This is a genomic window from Streptomyces sp. NPDC096311 (assembly GCF_044763085.1).
Lineage (GTDB): Bacteria > Actinomycetota > Actinomycetes > Streptomycetales > Streptomycetaceae > Streptomyces.
The window spans coordinates 371,550-389,758 of sequence record NZ_JBIWFN010000003.1; the positions used below are offsets into that span (position 1 = coordinate 371,550).

General features: G+C 71.2%; 18 protein-coding genes and 1 pseudogene. 6 read left to right on the forward strand and 13 right to left on the reverse strand.

Annotated features, from left to right (window positions below; translation table 11 throughout):
* Position 1 precedes the first annotated feature (1 nt).
* Positions 2 to 1,537 (forward strand): CehA/McbA family metallohydrolase, encoded by a 1,536-nt coding sequence (locus tag ACIRA5_RS09955; protein WP_403689205.1) that lies wholly within the window; start codon positions 2 to 4, stop codon positions 1,535 to 1,537.
* A gap of 161 nt (positions 1,538 to 1,698) precedes the next feature.
* Here the strand turns inward: ACIRA5_RS09955 and ACIRA5_RS09960 are convergent, their stop codons facing one another.
* Positions 1,699 to 2,304 carry a TetR/AcrR family transcriptional regulator gene (locus tag ACIRA5_RS09960; protein WP_403689207.1) on the reverse strand — a complete coding sequence of 202 codons (606 nt, stop codon included), beginning with the start codon at positions 2,302 to 2,304 and terminating at the stop codon, positions 1,699 to 1,701.
* Positions 2,305 to 2,414: 110 nt separating this feature from the next.
* Here ACIRA5_RS09960 and ACIRA5_RS09965 point away from each other — a divergent pair, with 110 nt between their 5' ends.
* Both ACIRA5_RS09965 and ACIRA5_RS09970 read left to right on the forward strand, forming a co-directional pair.
* The gene (locus ACIRA5_RS09965; RefSeq protein ID WP_403689210.1) at positions 2,415 to 3,725 is read left to right on the forward strand and encodes an ABC transporter permease; all 1,311 of its coding nucleotides are present in this window, start codon (positions 2,415 to 2,417) and stop codon (positions 3,723 to 3,725) included.
* A 200-nt stretch (positions 3,726 to 3,925) separates the two neighbouring features.
* A pseudogene (locus ACIRA5_RS09970) lies at positions 3,926 to 4,270 on the forward strand (winged helix-turn-helix transcriptional regulator); the annotation flags it as partial.
* Positions 4,271 to 4,288: 18 nt separating this feature from the next.
* On the opposite strand, the gene ACIRA5_RS09975 reads toward ACIRA5_RS09970, so the two are convergent.
* The 5 genes from ACIRA5_RS09975 to ACIRA5_RS09995 form a co-directional block, all read right to left on the reverse strand.
* Positions 4,289 to 4,615: a hypothetical protein gene (locus ACIRA5_RS09975; RefSeq protein WP_403689773.1), complete on the reverse strand. Its 327-nt coding sequence runs from the start codon at positions 4,613 to 4,615 to the stop codon at positions 4,289 to 4,291.
* Between the two features lie 82 nt (positions 4,616 to 4,697).
* Complete coding sequence (locus ACIRA5_RS09980; RefSeq protein ID WP_403689212.1) at positions 4,698 to 5,519, reverse strand: TetR/AcrR family transcriptional regulator; 822 nt, start codon at positions 5,517 to 5,519, stop codon at positions 4,698 to 4,700.
* A 29-nt stretch (positions 5,520 to 5,548) separates the two neighbouring features.
* Complete coding sequence (locus ACIRA5_RS09985) at positions 5,549 to 6,490, reverse strand: SDR family NAD(P)-dependent oxidoreductase (RefSeq protein ID WP_403689215.1); 942 nt, start codon at positions 6,488 to 6,490, stop codon at positions 5,549 to 5,551.
* Between the two features lie 52 nt (positions 6,491 to 6,542).
* Positions 6,543 to 7,301: an SDR family oxidoreductase gene (locus ACIRA5_RS09990; protein ID WP_403689218.1), complete on the reverse strand. Its 759-nt coding sequence runs from the start codon at positions 7,299 to 7,301 to the stop codon at positions 6,543 to 6,545.
* 95 nt (positions 7,302 to 7,396) lie between these two features.
* Complete coding sequence (locus ACIRA5_RS09995; protein ID WP_403689221.1) at positions 7,397 to 8,242, reverse strand: alpha/beta fold hydrolase; 846 nt, start codon at positions 8,240 to 8,242, stop codon at positions 7,397 to 7,399.
* Between the two features lie 85 nt (positions 8,243 to 8,327).
* Between ACIRA5_RS09995 and ACIRA5_RS10000 the strand changes: the two genes are divergently transcribed.
* From ACIRA5_RS10000 to ACIRA5_RS10010, 3 genes are all read left to right on the forward strand, one after another.
* Positions 8,328 to 8,948, forward strand: a complete 621-nt coding sequence (locus ACIRA5_RS10000) for a helix-turn-helix domain-containing protein (RefSeq protein ID WP_403689223.1) — start codon at positions 8,328 to 8,330, stop codon at positions 8,946 to 8,948.
* 68 nt (positions 8,949 to 9,016) lie between these two features.
* A complete protein-coding gene (locus ACIRA5_RS10005) occupies positions 9,017 to 9,247 on the forward strand; it encodes a hypothetical protein (RefSeq protein WP_099922080.1) in 231 nt (76 codons plus the stop codon).
* On the forward strand, positions 9,244 to 9,543 hold the full coding sequence (locus ACIRA5_RS10010; RefSeq protein WP_403689226.1) for a type II toxin-antitoxin system PemK/MazF family toxin: 300 nt from the start codon (positions 9,244 to 9,246) through the stop codon (positions 9,541 to 9,543). Before ACIRA5_RS10005 ends, ACIRA5_RS10010 begins: the two co-directional genes overlap by 4 nt.
* Positions 9,544 to 9,657: 114 nt before the next feature.
* Here the strand turns inward: ACIRA5_RS10010 and ACIRA5_RS10015 are convergent, their stop codons facing one another.
* The 7 genes from ACIRA5_RS10015 to ACIRA5_RS10045 all read right to left on the reverse strand — a co-directional run bounded on the left by ACIRA5_RS10015 (position 9,658) and on the right by ACIRA5_RS10045 (position 17,948).
* Complete coding sequence (locus ACIRA5_RS10015; protein ID WP_403689228.1) at positions 9,658 to 10,239, reverse strand: hypothetical protein; 582 nt, start codon at positions 10,237 to 10,239, stop codon at positions 9,658 to 9,660.
* A gap of 148 nt (positions 10,240 to 10,387) precedes the next feature.
* Positions 10,388 to 11,863, reverse strand: a complete 1,476-nt coding sequence (locus ACIRA5_RS10020) for an aldehyde dehydrogenase family protein (protein WP_403689230.1) — start codon at positions 11,861 to 11,863, stop codon at positions 10,388 to 10,390.
* Entirely contained in the window at positions 11,860 to 13,590 is a 1,731-nt protein-coding gene (locus tag ACIRA5_RS10025; RefSeq protein WP_403689232.1) for an amidohydrolase family protein, read from the reverse strand. The genes ACIRA5_RS10020 and ACIRA5_RS10025 overlap by 4 nt, the downstream gene beginning before the upstream one ends.
* A 13-nt stretch (positions 13,591 to 13,603) precedes the next feature.
* Complete coding sequence (locus ACIRA5_RS10030) at positions 13,604 to 14,722, reverse strand: LLM class flavin-dependent oxidoreductase (RefSeq protein ID WP_099941962.1); 1,119 nt, start codon at positions 14,720 to 14,722, stop codon at positions 13,604 to 13,606.
* A 99-nt stretch (positions 14,723 to 14,821) separates the two neighbouring features.
* The gene (locus ACIRA5_RS10035; RefSeq protein WP_403689235.1) at positions 14,822 to 15,598 is read right to left on the reverse strand and encodes an SDR family NAD(P)-dependent oxidoreductase; all 777 of its coding nucleotides are present in this window, start codon (positions 15,596 to 15,598) and stop codon (positions 14,822 to 14,824) included.
* 74 nt (positions 15,599 to 15,672) lie between these two features.
* Positions 15,673 to 16,578, reverse strand: coding sequence for a TIGR03619 family F420-dependent LLM class oxidoreductase (locus tag ACIRA5_RS10040; protein WP_403689751.1), 906 nt, complete (start codon positions 16,576 to 16,578; stop codon positions 15,673 to 15,675).
* Between the two features lie 98 nt (positions 16,579 to 16,676).
* The gene (locus ACIRA5_RS10045; RefSeq protein ID WP_403689238.1) at positions 16,677 to 17,948 is read right to left on the reverse strand and encodes an amidohydrolase family protein; all 1,272 of its coding nucleotides are present in this window, start codon (positions 17,946 to 17,948) and stop codon (positions 16,677 to 16,679) included.
* Positions 17,949 to 18,209: the final 261 nt, after the last annotated feature.

Here is an 18,209-nt window from a genome sequence, read left to right on the forward strand (position 1 = left end):
CATGTGCGAGGACGAGCACGGCATCGAAAGCTTCGACGGCATCGGCAGACGCGCGCTGTTCGTGACGGGGGCGGCGGCCGCCCTTACGTTGGGAAGCGTGACCTTCGCGAGCGGCTCCGACGCGACCGACCGTACCCAGACCCGTACGGTGTCCGGCACCCTGCCCACCGGTTCACCGGACTTCGTGTACCTCCCGGTGGAGGTCCCGCGCGGGGTGCGGGAGATCCACGTCGCGTACACCTACGAGAAGCCGTCCGTCCCGGCCGGCACCGCGGGCAACGCGCTCGACATCGGCCTCTTCGACGAGCGCGGCACGGCACTGGGCGGCGAGGGCTTCCGCGGCTGGTCGGGCGGCGCGCGCACCGAGTTCTTCGTCCGCGCGGACGACGCGACGCCGGGCTACATCCCCGGCCGGATCCACGCCGGCACCTGGCACATCGCGCTCGGCCCCTACACGGTGGCGCCGCAGGGCCTGCCGTACGAGGTCACGATCACGCTGACGTACGGGGAGCAGGCCGCCACCCCGGCCCCGACATACCCGCCGTCCCGTGCGAAGGGCCGGGGCCGCGCCTGGTACCGCGGCGACTGCCATCTGCACTCCTGGTACTCGGACGGGCGCCGCACCCCCGCGGAGATCGCCGCGCTGGCGCGCGCCGCGGGCCTGGACTTCATCAACACCTCGGACCACAACACGCACAGCTCGCACGCCCACTGGGCGGACCAGGCCGGTGACGACCTGCTGATCATGCTGGGCGAGGAGGTCACGACCCGCAACGGTCACGTGGTGGCCCTCGGTACGGACCCCGGCACGTTCGTCGACTGGCGCTACCGGGCCCGCGACAACCGTTTCGGCCGTTTCGCCCGCCAGATCCGCCGCGCGGGCGGCCTCGTCGTCCCCGCCCACCCGCACGCCACCTGCGTCGGCTGCGGCTGGAAGTTCGGCTTCGGGGAGGCGGACGCGGTGGAGGTGTGGAACGGCCCCTACACCCCCGACGACGAGGTGACCCTCGCGGACTGGGACAACACGCTGGTGGCGGCCGTCCGTTCGGGCGCCGCCGACCGCTCCTGGCTCCCGGCGATGGGCAACAGCGACGCCCACCGCGACCCCGACCCGGTCGGCACCCCGCAGACGGTCGTCCTCGCCGACGACCTGACCCGCGAGGCCATCCAGGAGGGCCTGCGTGCGGGCCGCTCCTACGTGGCGGAGTCGAAGCTGGTGTCCCTGACGTTCTCGGCGGCCGGTGCGAAGGGCGAGCACGCGGGCATCGGCGAGTGCCTGCGGGTCGCCCCCGGCACCCCGGTCACCGTCCGCCTGGAGGCCACCGGCGCCCCCCGCTGCACGGTCCGCCTCGTCACCGACCAGGGCGTCCTCTTCACGAGCGACCCCTTGCCGGTCTCGGGCTCGGGCACGGTGGAGTGGAACACGACGGCGCAGTACGCGGCCTACGTGCGCGCGGAGTTGCGCCATGAGACGGCGGTGGGCCCGGTACCGGGGGCGTTGGCGGCGTTCACCAACCCGATTTTCCTGGGGACATGAGTCGGCTGGTGTGACGTGCTCCTCGGGCTGCTGAAGCCCGGGGCTTCTGGCCTTCCCGTCCGTTGCCGTGCCGCACGCGGCACGGGTTCCGGGCGGGATCCATGATTCCCGACGGGGCCGTCGGCCGGCTGGTGCTGCTGGTCGAGAAGCCGGGAGAGCGCTCAGCTCTCGCCGGCCGGCTCCGGCCACAACGCCCGCACCGCTTCAGGCACCCCGGCCACAACAGCCGGGTCGAGCAGGGCCAGTTGGAGGATGTAGCCCGGGAGGACGGAGAGCATCGCCGAAGCGATCGCCTCGGCGGTCACACTGGTGGGCAAGTCGCCGTGGTCCTGGTGGTCACGGACCATGATGACCAGGTCGGCGCGCATGCGGCCCATGAGTTGGTCGAGCTTCTGCGCCACCGAGCGGTTGCGCATGGCCTCTCCCCAGACCAGAACAGCGAGCCCGGCCAGGTTCCCGTCGGCGGACTTGACCCGAATCACGTCGAGAAGTTCCGCCATGACCGCCCCCATGGATCGGTCCTGCCGGTTCGTGGCGACGGTGAGCGTGACGCCGAGGACCTCGCGCATGTTCTCCTCGGCGATCGCGAGGATCATCTCGTCCTTGCTGGTGAAGTGCCGGTACACCGCTCCCGCAGACAGCCCCGCCTCCGTGAACAGGTCCTGCATGGACGCGGAGTGGAATCCGTCACGGAGGAAACAGCGGCGCGCCGCGTCCAGGATCTGCTCGCGGCGGGCGTCCATGTACTGCTGGGTGACCTTGGGCATGACCTCATCCTATCAAGAAAAACGAACATTCGTGTTGACGTTTGCTCGCGCAGGAGGCCAGACTGGGGACCTAATAGAACGATCATTTCTTTTTTTAGGGAGGGCTGACCGTGAGCCCGTTGTCAGGACGCTCGGCATGGCGGGAAGTGGCCATTGCTGCCGTGGCGCTGCCCATAGTGATCACCCTGGCGGTGATGGCGTTCGCCTGGCCGGCGGGGCGGATCGCGCCACGCGACGTCCCGGTCGGGATCGTGGGCACCGGGCCCGCCAGCCAGAACGCGGTGGAGGGACTGGCTCATGCCAGGCCCGGCGCGTTCGACTTCCACCTCTATCCCGACCAGAAGGCCGCACGTGCGGCGATCAAGAACCGGGATGTCTACGGCGCCTTCGCCATCTCCGGCAACAGCATCACCGTGCTGAGCGCCTCCGCCGCCAGCCCCTCCGTGGCCCAGCTTCTGACTCAGGTCGGGCAGCAGCTGGCCGACAAGGCCACCGAGCAGATCGCCCAGCAGAAGGCCATCCAACAGAAGGCCATCGAGCAGAAGGCCATCCAGAAGGCCGACCAGAAGGCCGCCCAGCAGAAGGCCGCTGGTACTCATTCCTCGGCGAAGGCCCACAAGCAGGCAGCCGCCCCGCAGGGAGCAGCCCCGCAGGGGGCCGCCCCGCAGGGAGCCGCCGGTGCCGATTCCTCGGCAAAGATCCTCGTGAAGGCAGTCGACGTGGTGCCCGTCGCCACGGACGACCCCCGGGGCGTGGTGTTCAGCTCATCGGTCTTCCCGCTCACGATCTGCGGCATCATGATCGGGGCGTTTGTCACGATGGCTCGCGGCCTGGCCCGCCCGCGGCACCGAGTGCTGACACTTCTCGTGGCATGCGCCGTCGCAGCCCTCGGTATCTACGTCGTGGCCCAGGGCTTCCTCGGGGCGCTGCCCCACAATCACGTGGCCACGTGGGCGATCCTGTCGCTCGACCTGCTCTCCATCAGCGCCACCGCTGCCGGGGTGATCCGACTCCTCGGGCCGGCGGGCCTCGGCCTCAGCGCCGCGCTCATGGTCTTCGTCGGGAACGCCTTCTCCGGCGCCACCTCCGCTCCGGACATGCTCCCCAAGGGAGTGAACGACATCGGCCAGTGGCTGCCGCCCGGCGCCGGAGCCAGCCTGCTTCGCGACACCGCGTACTTCGACGGCAACAGCGGAGGCGGCCACCTTGCCGTCCTCGTTCTGTGGAGCGTCATCGGGATCACCGCGGTCATGTTCGGCCACTGGGTCATGCGGGAATCCCGGGGAGCCCGCAACGCGAAGACCGGTGCGACGGCTTCCGGGGAGTTGCTCCCGGCCCTGCCGGGGTCCGGCGTCACTTCGCTGGACCGGCGTCCCGCGCACGCACACGCGCACGCACGCCGCAACGACGGTCACAGCTGAGCAGCAGCACACCGAGGCCGCGGCCGTCCACCTGAGCCGGCCTCACTGAGGGTGCGGCCCCTTCCACGCGGGCCGCACCCTCACCTGGGGGGTGCGGTCCGCGCGCGCCCCCAGGCCGACTCCCTAAACAGCCACGACTACGACGTACGGCGTGAGGCACTGCACCGTGACGCCTCGCGCCAGACCGGAGCGGACACACGATGACCACCCCACGACACGCTCAGCCGGCACTCCAGTGCGAACCCCCGCAGCCGGCCGGGCCCCCTCCGGCGGCCACTCGGGCCTTCGCCCTGCTGGGCAGACGCTGGAACGGCCTGATCCTCGTGGCCCTGGCCAAAGGCCCGGCCCACTTCACGCAGGTTCGCGAGCGCGTCCCCGGCATCAGCGACCGCATGCTCGCCCAGCGCCTCCAGGAACTGACCGCGGTCGGCCTCGTCGCTCGAAACGTCCAGCCCGGCCCGTCCTCGCGAACCCCTTACGCACTCTCCCCGCACGGCAACGCCTTCCTCATCCCACTGGCCGCCTTGCTCGTGTGGGCGGAGGACCACCTTCCGGCGAGCGGCTCACTGGCCGAGGACCAGCAGCGTCACCATGAGGACCGTCAGTACGGCCAGGCCGATTCCGCCCGCCTTCGCGCCGCCCCGGGGGAGGAAGATCCCGGCGACCGTCAGCAGCGTGGTGAGCGGTACGCCGAGCCGGGCGACCAGGATGAGCGCGTTCGCGAACTCGGGTGAGCGGACGCCGTCCTGGCAGGTGTCGCAGGCGATGGCGAGGAGCGGGCCGTAGGTGGCGACCAGGCCTCCGGTGACGAGCACCAGCATCGCGAGGGCGGTCAGGCCGGCCCAGTCGAGGGGAGTGCGCCGGGACTCGGTGGTGTGGGTGTTCGCCATGTGGCGGACGTTACGGAGGGTGTCGACCGGTCGGCATCCGACGTCGTACTCAGGTCACCGTGAGGCCGTGGCCTGAGTACGGCTACTCCGGTGTCGTGTTGGAGAGGCGGTCCAGCCACTCGCCCAGGAGGGCGGACTCGCCCGGGGTGAAGTCCGGCCTCGGGGTCCGGCGGAGGAGGGCGGCGAGGTGGGTGGCGGTGGCGGGGAGTACTTCGTCCGCTCCGGCTTCTTCCGCCCCGGCTTCTTCCGCTTCCGCTCCCGCTTCTTCCGTTCCCGCTTCTTCCGTTCCCGCTTCTTCCGCTCGCGCTTCCTCGTCGCCGGCGGGCGTGGTCTGCGGCCCCATCGCCTCCGGGGTGAAGACCACCGCGTGCACCGCGTCCCGGATGCGGCGCGACAGGGTCTCGTCCGTGAAGGTCGTCGGGCGGGAGACCAGCATCAGGGACACGCCGACGTTGGCGGACATGATCATCTGGGCGGCGAGTTCGGGGGCCAGGCGCAGCTTGCCCTGTTCGGCCGCGCGCCGCAGGTCCGCGGTGAGGATGCGGTGGGACTCCAGGGCCGCGGCCGGTGGCGTACGCATCGCCGGGGAGTTCATGAGGCGGTAGAGGTTGGGGTTGCGCAGGGCGAAGTCGGTGTGGGTGTCCCAGCCGTCGCGCAGGTCCTGGATGGGGTCCGTGCCGGGCCTGCGGCTGCGCTTGGCCGTCAGGTACTTCTCGTATCCGTGGTCGACCACCGCCGACAGCAGGCCCTCCTTGTCCCCGAAGTGGCGGTAGAGGGCCGGGGCACCGACCCCCGCCGCCTCGCAGACCGCCCGGGTGGAGACGTCCCCGTCGGGAGAGTTCGCCACCAGCTCGGCCGCCACTTCGAGGATGCGCGCTTTCGTACTGCTCACGGACGTGCTCACGGGAGCGACGCTATCCGAGTCGTCCGAGGTCACGCCGTCCCCTTCCGCGCTACGGGGGACAACAGGTCCGCCAGGCCGATCCGGGTCAGGAACTCGGCGCGGACACGGTCCGCGACCAGGCTGACCTCCTGTGATCCGTCGTCCGCCGGGTCGACGTGCACCCGGAAGGGGCGCTTCCCGTACGGGGTGTCCACCACGTCGACGATCGCGTCGGCGACGAGCGACACGTCCGCGTCGGGCGGGGTGAGGGCGGCCAGGCGTCCCGCGACCTGGTCCATCAGGCCCGCGTAGTGCTCCTCGTAGGCGGGGAGCACGGCCTGTTCGCAGGGGTGGCCGCCGCTCGCGAAGTGGTTGGTGCCCGAGGTGAACGCGCCGGGCACCACGATCGTCGTCTCGATGCCGAAGCGGGCCAGTTCGGCGGCGTACGACACGGCGAGCGCGTCCATCGCGGCCTTGGCGGCGAAGTACGGCGCCAGGTACGGCGGGGTGCCGCCGCGCGTGGAGGTGGAGCCGACCCACAGCAGCAGACCGTGGCCCTGGGCCCGCAGATGCGGCAGCGCGGCCCGGTTGACCCGCTGGGTGCCCAGCACGTTCGTGTCGTACACCGCGGCCAGTTCGGCGGGCGTGAAGGCCTCCGTCGGGCCGGTCACCATGTGCCCGGCGTTGTGGACGAGCACGTCCAGCCCGCGGGTCCCCGCCAGCACCGTGGCGATCGCCGCGTCCGCCGACTCCTGGGACAGGACGTCGAGTTCGACCGTGCGGAGGTCCACCGCGTGCTCGGCGGCGTACGCCTCGGCCTCCGCGACCCGGGCCGCGTTGCGCCCGCCGGTGTCCCGCATCGCGGCGTACACCGTGTGCCCGGCGCGAGCGAGGGCACGGGCGGACAGCGCGCCGAAGCCGGATCCGGCCCCCGTGATGACGATCGTCTTGCGCGCGGCGGCGTCCATGGCCGAATGCGCGACTGATTCCATGACTGATTCCGTGGCCGAATCCATGGCTGAACTCCCCTTGAGTCGTGGCGAGTTACGCGATGCCGCCGTTGGCCCGCAGCACCTGGCCGTTGACCCAGCGGCCTGCGGGACCGGCGAGGAAGGACACCACCTCGGCGATGTCCCGGGGGGTGCCGAGGCGCTCCAGCGGCGGCTGGGCCGCCATCCGCGCGATGGTCTCCTCGTCCTTGCCGTCCAGGAAGAGGGCGGTGGCGGTCGGGCCGGGGGCCACGGCGTTGACGGTGATGTCCCGGCCGCGCAGCTCGCGCGCGACGATCAGGGTCATGGCCTCGACGGCCCCCTTGGTGGCGGCGTACGCGCTGTACCCGGGGAGCGCGAGCGCGAGCACGGAGCTGGAGAAGTTGATGAGCGCGCCGCCCGCGCGCAGCCGTCGTGCCGCCTGCTGGTCGACGACGAAGGTGCCGCGGATGTTGGTGCGGTGCATGCGGTCCAGCGCGTCGAGGTCGAGGTCGACCAGGGGCGCGAGTGCCAGGACACCGGCCGCGTGGACGACGACGTCCACCCCGCCGTACGTGGATTCGGTGGCGTCGAAGAGGGCGGCCACCTCGGTCTCGTCGGCCACGTCGGCGCGGACGGCCATCGCCTCTCCGCCCGCCTCGGTGATCGCGCCGACGGCCTTGTCGGCCTCGGCCTCGTTGCCCGCGTAGTTCACGACGACGGCGTAACCGTCGGCCGCGAGGCGTTCGGCGGTCTCCCGGCCGATTCCGCGGGATCCGCCGGTGACGACGGCCACTCGGCGGGACGTTTCCGACGTGCTGGAGTGCTCGGTCATGACGATGCTCCTCGATAGGGCGGGGTAGCGGCGTTCGCCACCCGACGATATCAACGCTAACACCATTGCGGTATCAGCGCTACGGGCAGCCGGGCTCAGCCCAGAAACGCCGCTACGGTCGCCACGAACCGCCCCGCGTCATCGAGCCAGGGGTAATGACCGGCGCCCGGCTGCACGACGAGCCGCGCGTCGGGGAACAGGCCCGCGAACTCGACCGTCGCCCCGGGCGGGCTGTTCAGGTCGAACTCCCCGGTGAGCAGCAGGACGGGGGTTCGGCAGGCGGCGAGCGCCGCGCGGGTGGCGGGCGGGTCGAAGGCGCCCTCGGCCCCGAAGAAGGCCACGGCCTCCTCGTTGTCCGGCCGGGCGGCCTCATGATGCTGCCGCGCCACGGCGTCCCAACGGCCCCAGAAGAAGGGGGCGATGGCCTCCCAGTCACTGCCCGTCCCGGCACCGATCGCCTCCAGCGCGGCGAACGCCGCCGGGAACCACGGCTCACCCTCCCTGAGCCGCGCGAGTGCGCGCCGCGCCTCCCCCGTGACCTCGATGCCGACGGCTCGGGTGCCGGGGCCGATCAGGGCGAGCCTGCCGACGCGCTCCGGATACCGGGCCGCGTACTGCGTCGCGACGTTCGCTCCGGCGGAGTGGCCGAGCAGGTCGGGCCGGGCCAGGCCGAGGTGCGCGCGCAGCGCCTCGACGTCGTCGACCAGGCGGTCACAGCGGTAGCCGGCGGTGTCGTGCGGGAGCGTGGACCGGCCGGTACCGGGCAGGTCCAGGACGGCCAGCCGACGGTGCAGGGAGAGACCTCCGAGGTCGCCGAGGTAGCGGGAGTCCGTGGGGCCGCCGGGGACGCAGAGGACCGGGTCGCCGCCGCCGTCTCCGCTCCCGCCTCCCATCAGGCGGTAGGCGAGGCGGGTTCCGTCAGGTGCGGTGAAGGTGGGCATGACGCGGATCCTGACAGCCATAACCGGGTTATACAACCGGGTTATGACTACCTGGAGACACTCGACCTGGGTATATAACCGAGCTATGGCAGTCGAAGAGGACACGCGTCGCACCCCCGAGCCCCCGGCCGGGCCCCTGACCGAGGCGCAGGTCGAGCGGATGTTCGCCGACATGAACGACGTCATCCGCGCGGGCGAGGAGATGCGCCGGCTGCGCGCCGAGATGATCAGGCTCTTCGCCGACCTCGGCTGGACCCAGGACAGGATCGCCCGCCTCACCGGCATGAGTCAGCCCGCGGTGTCCAAGCAGGTCGCCAAGCACAAGGGGGACGACCCGTCGCCCCCGCCGCGCCTCTCCCTCGACCAGCACGACACCCCCTGGCTGGAGGGGCGCCTCTGGGGCCTCGCCGAGGAGATCTCCGAGACCCTCCACGACGCCGCCCACTGCACGCGTGACGTCAATGCCGTCGCCCGGGGCCGGAAACACTTCACGCCCCAGAACGTCGACGAGCTCCGGCGCCTGGTCGAGGCGGACCTGCGGCTGCACCGGACCGCGCTGCCCGACGGCCACCGGCACGCCTACGACGAGATCAGCCGCGCCCTCGACACTCCCGCCCCCTCGGCGGCCACCCCCACCGGATCCCCCTCCGCACGCCGCACCCTGGCCCGCCAGATCCAGCGCACCCGCCTCAGGGACGAGGCCTGAGCGCCCCATTGGGACCGGTGTTTCCCCATTCGCCATACTCGCCATCACATGCACCGTACGATGCCCACATGACGGTCAACATGACGATGAGCCTCCCCGACGAAGTGGCTGCCTTCGTGAAGGCCAAGGGGAATGCCTCTGCGTACACCGCGCGGATACTGCGCCGACAAATGCTCGCCGAAGAGTTGGAGAAGTCCGCGCGGATGCGGGCCGAGGCAGGCATAGTGATCACCGCTGCGGAGCCCGCCGAAAGCGAGGACGCCACCCTGGAGCGCTGGGCGCGGGTGGCGGGCAGGTGAAGCGCGGCCACGTCTACGAGCTGTCGTTCGCCGGAGGCCCCGCGCACGCCCTGGTGATCTCCTCCGACGCCCTCAACACGCAGAACAAGACGGCCACTTGCGTACTCGTCTACCCGCAGCAGGTGCGCGAAGCGACCCTCGTCGACATCCCGGTCGACGCCCCCTCCTCGGGCACCGTCGTGCTCGGCGAGTTCCGGACCCTGTCGGCCCCTCGCTTCACCAAAGAGCTGGGCCCTGTCGACGAACGGGTCATGGAGACCGTCGAGATCGGCCTCCGGGCCGTGTTCGACCTGTAGACCCCGGCCGGCCGACAGGTCCCCCCGGCGGTCTACGGCCCACCACGGCCGGTCGTAGCCGAGGAAGAGCTTGGAAGCCGGCCTCGGGGTGACCGAGCCGAGGTCGGACAGTCCCTAGGTCCCCTTCGTCGCCCGAGCCCGGTCGCGGGCCCACGCGCACGCGCCCACCAGCACGGCGGCCCCAGCTCCGTACACGGGCAGCCACAGGGTCGTCGTGGCTGCCAGGCAGTCGGCAACGGCCTTGCCGCTCTGGGTCACTTGTGCGTACGCCAGGGCGGCGACGTCGCTGTCGGCCAGGTTCGCCAGCGCGGCCCTCGACCGGATGGCCTCGTACCTGCCCGTCCCCTCGCACCCGCTCCGCGTGCCCGGCATCGGAAACAGCCAGGCCCAGCGCTGCATCATGGGGGCCAGTGCGATCGCCACGCACAGGCCGACGACCAGCGAATACGCCACGAGCCCGCGCATGTACGCCGATCGGATGCCGGGCGTCCATGCCGGCCGTCGCTGGAAGGCGAAGATCACGGCAAGAAGCGTCGCCCCGATGTACGTGGAGAACCACTGCCAGGAACCCTGCGCGAGTGCGAACGTCAGCACGGCGGCGAGTCCGATGCCGATGACCCCGGCCTGGCCGGCGGAGTCGGATCCGGCTCCGGTGGATGCGGGCCTTCGGGTTGCTTGAGGGCTGAGGTCGTTCACGGGCCTCTCCTGCGGGGTGGGAGCCATCAGCATCCGCCGCGTGGCGCCGCGGTCCCCGGCGCCATGCCGGACGGTCTCGACACCCCCGCCCGGATGACGCACCCTGCCGGTCCGGGCAGGCCCAGGGCCTGCCCGGCCGCATCAGGCCCTAGTCACCCGACGGCCACACGATCGCCTGCACCTCGCTGTACGCGTGCAGGGCGTACGACCCCACGTCCCGCCCCACCCCGCTCTTCTTGAAGCCGCCGAACGGTGCCTCCATGTTGCGGCCGACCGTGTTGACGCCCACCCCGCCCGCACGCAGCGTGCGGGCGACGCGGAAGGCGCGGGCGACGTCGCCCGACCAGACGTAGTCGATCAACCCGTAGTCGCTGTCGTTGGCGAGGGCGATGCCCTCCTCCTCGTCGTCGAAGGGGACGACCACGACGACGGGCCCGAAGATCTCCTCGCGGACCACCCGCATGTCGGGGGTGCAGTCCGCGAGGAGGGTCGGGGCGACGTAGAAGCCGCGGTCGCACGGGGGGCGCGTGCCGCCCGTGACGATCCGCGCGCCCTCCTTGCGGCCGAGTTCGACGTAGGCCTCGACCCGGTCCCGGTGGGACGCCGAGATGACAGGACCGACGACCGTCCCGGGCTCCCGCGGGTCCCCTACCGTCAACCGTCCCGCATACGCGGCCAGTTGCTCGACCAGGCGGTCGTGGACACCCCGCTGTGCGATCACCCGCGTCGGCGCCGTGCAGATCTGGCCGCTGTAGAAGGAGAACGTCGTGCCGATGCCGCGCACCGCCGCCTCGACGTCCGCGTCGTCGAAGACGACCGCCGCGCCCTTCCCGCCCAGCTCCATCAGCTGGCGTTTCATCCCGCGCCCGCACACCTCGGCGATCCGCTGCCCCACCGCCGTCGAACCGGTGAAGCTGACCATGTCCACGTCCTCGCAGTCCACGGCCGCCTCGCCGACCTCGGGACGCGAGCCGCTCACCACGTTCACGACACCCGGCGGTACGCCCGCCGCCTCCAGGGCCTGAGCCATCCGGTACACGGAGAGCGGGTCCTGCGGGGCGGGCTTCACGACCACCGTGTTGCCCATGGCCAGGGCGGGGGCGATCTTGCCTGCCGGATTGGCCCAGGGGTTGTTGTAGGACGTGACGCAGGTGACGACGCCGACCGGCTGGCGGACGGCGAGGGCGCCCATGACCGCCGCCTTCCCGAACGGCCCGGCCTCGTTGATCTGCGGCGGCAGCGGCTGCTCGACGGGCTCCACGCGCGCGTAGCGCCGGAAGCGGGCGGCGCCCACCCCCACCTGCATCCCGCGCGCGGTCCCGGTCGTGGCGCCGCTCTCGGCCTGGGCGAGATCGGCGTAGGAGAGGAAGTTGCGCCGGATGATGTCCGCCGCTCTGCCGAGGAGCGCCGCACGCTCCTCGGGGGGCGTCCGCGACCACGGTCCGAAGGCCTCCCGGGCCGCGGCGGCGGCCGCGTGCACCTGCTTCCGCGAGGCCTCCGGCGCCCTCCCGACGACACCCTCCGTCGCCGGGTCGATCACCGCGTAGTGCCCGTCGTCGGGCTCCACCCACGAGCCGCCGATGAACAGCCGCTGCTCCTCGCCCGCTCCCCGCACGTCGGTCACCTCGTACTCACCGTCTCCGTGTCCCGGCCGGAGCGCAGCACCTTCCCCGGTACGGCGCCCGTCACCACGTCCCCCCGGATCGACTCGACCCCGTTGACCCAGACCGCCGTGATGCCGATCGCCCTGGAGTCGAGCCGGGGGCTTTCTCCCGGCAGGTCGTGCACCAGGGTGGCCTTGCCGGCGTCGATGCGCTCCGGGTCGAACAGCACGAGGTCCGCATGGAAGCCCTCCGCGATCCGCCCGCGTTCCCTCAGTCCGAAGAGGCGCGCCGGGTCGTCCGTGAGCATCTTCACGGCCGCCTCCAGCGTGGTCAGCTTCCGCCCGCGCAGACAGTCCCCGAGGAAGCGGGTCGTGTACGGGGCTCCGCACATGCGGTCGAGATGGGCGCCCGCGTCCGAGCCGCCGAGCATGACGTCCGGGTGCTGCCAGGTCTCGGCGCGCAGCGCCCAGGAGTCGGTGTCGTTGTCGGTGGGCATGGGCCACAGCACCGTCCGCAGGTCGTCGTGCGCGCAGATCTCGACCAGGCACTCGAAGGGTTCCTGGTGGCGCCGGGCCGCGATGTCCTTCACGACCTGCCCGGTGAGGCCGTCGTTCGCCGGGCTGTAGGTGTCCCCGATGACGTACCGGCCGAAGTCGGCGAGGCGGCGGAAGACGCCCGCCTCCTTGCTGTTCGCGCGGGCCAGCATCTCGGCGCGTACGGAGGAGTCCCTGAGCCGTGCGATGCGCTCCGGGACGGGCAGGGCGAGGATCGGGCCCCACCCGGGGATCAGGTTCAGCGCGCAGAACGTGCCCAGGGACATGTTCATGGGGGTGAGGATCGGCATGGTGAGGGCCACCACCCGGCCGCCCACCTTCCGCGCCCGCTCGCTCGCGACCAGTTGCCTCGGTACGCGCTCGGGGACGGCGGCGTCGATGGTCAGCACGTTCCAGTTGAGCGGACGGCCCGCCGCCGCGCTCATGTCGACGAACAGGTCGATCTCGTCGTCGCTGAACTGGTCGAGGCAGCCGGCGACGATCGCCTCGATCTGGGTGCCCTCGTGCTCGCCGACGGCCCTGCTCAGGGCCAGCAGCTCCGCGGGCTTCGCGTGCCGGGAGGCGACCGGTTTCCCGTCGCCGTCGGAGTGGGTGGAGGACTGGGTGGTGGACAGGCCCCAGGCGCCGGCGTCCATCGCCTCGTGGAAGAGGGCGAGCATCTGCTCCAGCTGCTCCCCGGTCGGCTGCCCGCCGACCGCGTCCGCGCCCATCACGTACCGCCGCAGCGCGCAGTGCCCCACCATGAAGCCCGCGTTGACGGCGATCCGCCCCTCCAGGGCGTCGAGGTAGTCGCCGAAGCCGTGCCAGTTCCAGGGCGCCCCTTCCTCCAGGGCGACCAAGGACATCCCCTCGACCTTGGACATCATGCGGCGGGTGTAGTCGGCGTCCTCGGGCCGCGCCGGGTTCAGCGGGGCGAGGGTGAAGCCGCAGTTGCCGCCCGCGACCGTCGTCACCCCGTGGTTCAGGGACGGGGTGGCGTACGGGTCCCAGAAGAGCTGGGCGTCGTAGTGCGTGTGCGGGTCGACGAACCCGGGCGCGAGGACGAGACCGGAGGCGTCCTCGCTGGTGCGGGACGCCTCCGTGACCGTGCCGATCGCGGCGACACGGCCGTCGCGGATGCCGACGTCCGCGGTGTAGCCGGGCGCGCCCGTGCCGTCCACGACGGTCGCGCCCTTGATGACGTGGTCGAGCATGGCCGCACCCTCCTCAGACCGCTTGGCGGAAACGGGTCGTCCGGTGCACCGGATCCGTGTCGATCTTCGGGATCACGTGCTCCCCGATCAGCCGGATCGTCTGCAGGGTCTCCTCCTTCGGGACCCCGACCGGCAGCCCGAAGGAGAGCTGGTCGGCGCCCGCCTGTTCCCAGCGCTTGCACTGGGTGAGCACCTCGTCCGGGTCGCCGCAGATCAACAGCTCCTCCTCGATGAGGAGTTCGACGAACTCGGCGTTGTACTCGGGGAGCGTCTCCGGCCAGACGGGGAAGCCTTCGGGGCGCGGGAAGGTGTCGTGGTAGCGGAAGACGAGGGAGGGCAGGTAGTGCAGCTCGCCGGCGACCGCGATCCGTATCGCCTCCTCGTGCGTCGGGGCGCAGATGGCGGTGGTCGTCACCATCACGTTGTCGTTGACGAAGGCCCCGACGGGCTCGGCGTCCACGATGGCGGTCTTGTACTGCTGGAGCACCCACTCCATGTCGGAGACCTTCTGCACGCTGAAGCCGAGCACGCCCAGGCCCTTGCGGGCGGCCATGGCGTACGAGGGCGGCGACCCGGCGGCGTACCACATCGCGGGGTGCGCCTTCCCGTACGGCTTGGGGAGCACCTTGCGGGGCGGGAGCTGCCAGTGCTTGCCCTGGAACCCGGCGTACTCCTCCTGGAGCCACATCTTCGGGAACTCGGCGATGGTCTCTTCCCAGATCTCCTTGGTGTAGTTCATGTCGGTGATGCCGGGGAGGAAGCCGAGGATCTCGTGGCTGCCCGCGCCGCGCCCGCTGCCGAACTCGAAGCGGTTCTCGCTGAGGTGGTCGAGCATGGCGACCTTCTCGGCGACCTTCACCGGGTGGTTGACCTGGGCGAGCGGGTTGAAGATGCCCGAGCCGAGGTGGATGCGGTCCGTGGCGTGGGCGAGATAGCCGAGGTAGACGTCGTTCGCCGAGAGGTGCGAGTACTCCTCCAGGAAGTGGTGCTCGGACGCCCAGGCGTACTTGAAGCCGGACTTGTCCGCCTGGATGACGTACTCGGTCTCCTCCATCAGCGCCTTGTGCTCCGCGAGCGGGTCGGTCTCGGCGCGCTTGCCCACGTATCCCTGTACAAAGAGCCCGAATTCCAAGGAGGTTCACCGTCCCCAGTAAGTTTCTGACTATCCGTCAGATTGGCTTGCCGCCGACTGTTGCACCACGGGCCTGCACCGTCAATAGCTGACTGGCCGTCAGATCACGCTGACCCCCGCCAGCCACCCCCCGTCGATCACGAACGGCTGCCCGGTGATGTACGAGGAGTCCTCGGAGGTCAGGAACAGGGCGAGCCGGGCGATCTCCTCGGGCCTGCCCACCCGCCCGAGCGGCACGAGCTTGCTGTACAGCTCGTCCAGGGCCCTGGTCATCTCCTGGGGATCGGCGCTCGGGTCGAGCTGGGCCGGGTTCGACATGGGGGTGTCGACGGCGCCCGGACAGATGGCGTTGACCCGTATCCGCTGGTGCGCCAGCTCCAGCGCGGCGACCCGGGTGAGACCGAGGATGGCGTGCTTGGTCGCCGTGTACGTGCCCACGGCCGCCATCCCGGTCATCGCCGTGTACGAGGCGGTGTTGACGATCGTGCCCCCGCCGGCCGCGGCGATCTCCCCCGCGACGGTCTTGATGCCGAGGAAGCAGCCGACCTGATTGACCTGCACGACCTGGAGGAACTCGTCCAGCGGGGTGTCGACGAGGGCGTTGAAGCGCAGGATGCCCGCGTTGTTGACCAGCCCGTCGATCCGCCCGTACGCGCCCTTCACGGCGGCGACGGCGGCCGCCCAGTCGTCCTCCCGGCCCACGTCGAGGTGGACGTAGAGCGCGTCCAGCTCCTTGGCCACGTCCTCGCCCCGGTCGTCGAGCACGTCCGCGACGACGACCCTGGCACCCTCCGCGGCGAACAGCCGCGCCTCCTGCTCGCCCTGCCCGCGCGCCGCCCCGGTGACGATGACGACGCGTCCGTCCAGCTTGCCCATGCCCTGACTCCCTGATTGAGGTGAGGCGCGATCTGATTGAGGTGAGGCGTGATCTGGTGGAGATGGGGCGCCGTCTAGTTGAGGTGGGGCGCGACGTCGGCGCCGAACGCCGTGATCTGGTCGACGAGCTCACTCAGCCCCCGCGCCCGGAACCGCACCTGGATCTGGTGCACCCCCATCGCCCGGTACGCCCGCAACGACTCGGCGACCGCCTCCGGGGCCCCGGTCACCGTGCGCCGCCCGACCTGCCAGTCCGGCGTGCCGACGTACAGGGGCTCGGTGATGGCCCCGACGACGAGAGGCGCGGAGATCCCCGCCTCCTCCCTGATCCGGTACAGACGGGCGATCTGCTCCGGCAGCCGCTCGCGCGGATCGCCCTGCGGCAGCCAGCCGTCACCCCGCAGCGCGGCCCGGCGCACGGCGGCGGGCGAGGAGCCGCCCACCCACACGGGTACGCGCTCCTGCGCGGGCCGGGGCCGCTGCCCGAGTCCTTCGAAGTCGTACAGCTTCCCGTGGTGCACGGGGAACTCGTCCGCCCCCAGGGCGGCGCGCAGCGCGTCGATGGACTCGTCGAGCACCACCCCCCGCCGCGCGAAGTCGGCGCCCACCGCCGCGAACTCCTCCTCCACATGCCCGGCGCCGACCCCGAGGATCAGCCGCCCGCCGCAGAGGTGGTCGAGGGTCGCGTACTGCTTGGCCGTGACCAGCGGATGCCGCAGCCCGACGACCGCGACATGACTGAGCAGCCGTACGCGCTCGGTCACGCCCGCGAGGTAGGCGAGGGTGGCGACGGGGTCGTACCAGATCGTGCTCATGGCGTCCGCGAGACGGCGCGGGACGGCCACGTGGTCGCAGCTCGCCACGTAGGCGAAGCCGGCACGGTCGGCGGCGCGGGCGACCGCGACGAGCTCGCCGGGACCGGCCTCCGCCTCCCAGGCTTCGGCGTAGAGGGTGCTCTGGGACTGGATCGGGAGTTGCATCCCGTAGAGCAGGAGCGAGGGGTCCGTCGGCGCCGGATTCGACGGGGACCGGTTCGGTGAAGGCTCGTTCGACGGGGACTGGTTCACGGGGGACTGGTTCAACGCGGGCCTCCCGGTCCGGGCCACAGCCCGTCCTCCGTCAGCCCCAGCAGCGCGATGGCGTTGCCCCGGACGATCCGTTCCACCACGTCCGCGTCCAGGTGCCCCATCTGGGCCTCGCCGACCTCGCGGGACTTGGGCCAGGTGGAGTCGGAGTGGGGGTAGTCGGTCTCGTAGAGGACGTTCGGGACCCCGATGGCGTCGAGGTTCCTCAGTCCGAACGCGTCGTCGAAGAAGCAGCCGTAGACGTGGTCGGCGAAGAGTTCGGACGGCGGGCGGTGGACCTTGTCGGCGACGCCGCCCCAGCCGCGGTTCTCCTCCCAGACCACGTCGGCGCGCTCCAGGATGTAGGGGATCCAGCCGATCTGGCCCTCCGCGTACATGACCTTGAGGTTCGGGAAGCGTTCGAACTTGCCGCTCATCAGCCAGTCGACCATCGAGAAGCAGCAGTTGGCGAAGGTGATGGTGGAGCCGACGGCGGGCGGTGCGTCGGCCGAGGTCGACGGCATCTTGCTGCTGGAGCCGATGTGCATGGCGATGACCGTGCCGGTCTCGTCACAGGCGGCGAGGAAGGGGTCCCAGTCGTCGGTGTGGACGGAGGGGAGTCCGAGGTGGGGCGGGATCTCGGAGAAGGCGACCGCGCGGACGCCACGGGCGGCGTTGCGGCGCACTTCCGCGGCGGCGAGTTCCGGGTCCCAGAGGGGTACGAGGGTGAGCGGGACGAGCCGGCCGTGGGCCGCCGGGCCGCACCACTCCTCCACCATCCAGTCGTTGTAGGCCCGCACTCCGAGCAGGCCCAGCTCACGGTCCTTGGCCTCGGTGAAGGTCTGGCCGCAGAAGCGCGGGAAGGTGGGGAAGCAGAGCGCGGACTGGACGTGGTTGACGTCCATGTCGGCGAGACGCTGGGGAACGTCGTACGAGCCGGGGCGCATCTGCTCGTACGTGATGATCTCCAGCCGTATCTCGTCCCTGTCGTAGCCGACGGCGGTGTCGAGGCGGGTGAGGGGCCGGTGCAGGTCCTCGTAGACCCACCAGTCGCCGACGGGTCCGTCGTCGCCGGGCCCGCCCATCACCGGGGCGAACCTGCCGCCGAGGAAGGTCATCTCCTTCAGCGGCGCGCGGACGATGCGGGGTCCGGTGTCCTGGTACTTCGCGGGGAGGCGGTCGCGCCAGACGCCGGGGGGCTCCACGGTGTGGTCGTCCACGGAGATGATCTTCGGGAACGGGGTCGTGGACGCCTGGGCGGCCTCAGTGGTCCTCGTGGTCTCCATACGGCTCACGGTAGCGCCGATCTGACGACCCGTCAGCTACCCGTGGGCCACCCGTCGACAGCCCGTCGACAACCCCTCGGCCGTCCGCTCCGCCGCCGCACGCCCCCGCACGCCTCTGGAATGGGCGACTCTGTGCGGAGATGTACGCAGAGGTTGTGAGAGCCCTGTGATTCCCCGTGCCTGTACGGTGTGCGGGCCTGTGATCGCTGTCTCGCACGGCTGACGCATCCGCCATGAACAAGGCAAACTGGCCTCGTAGAA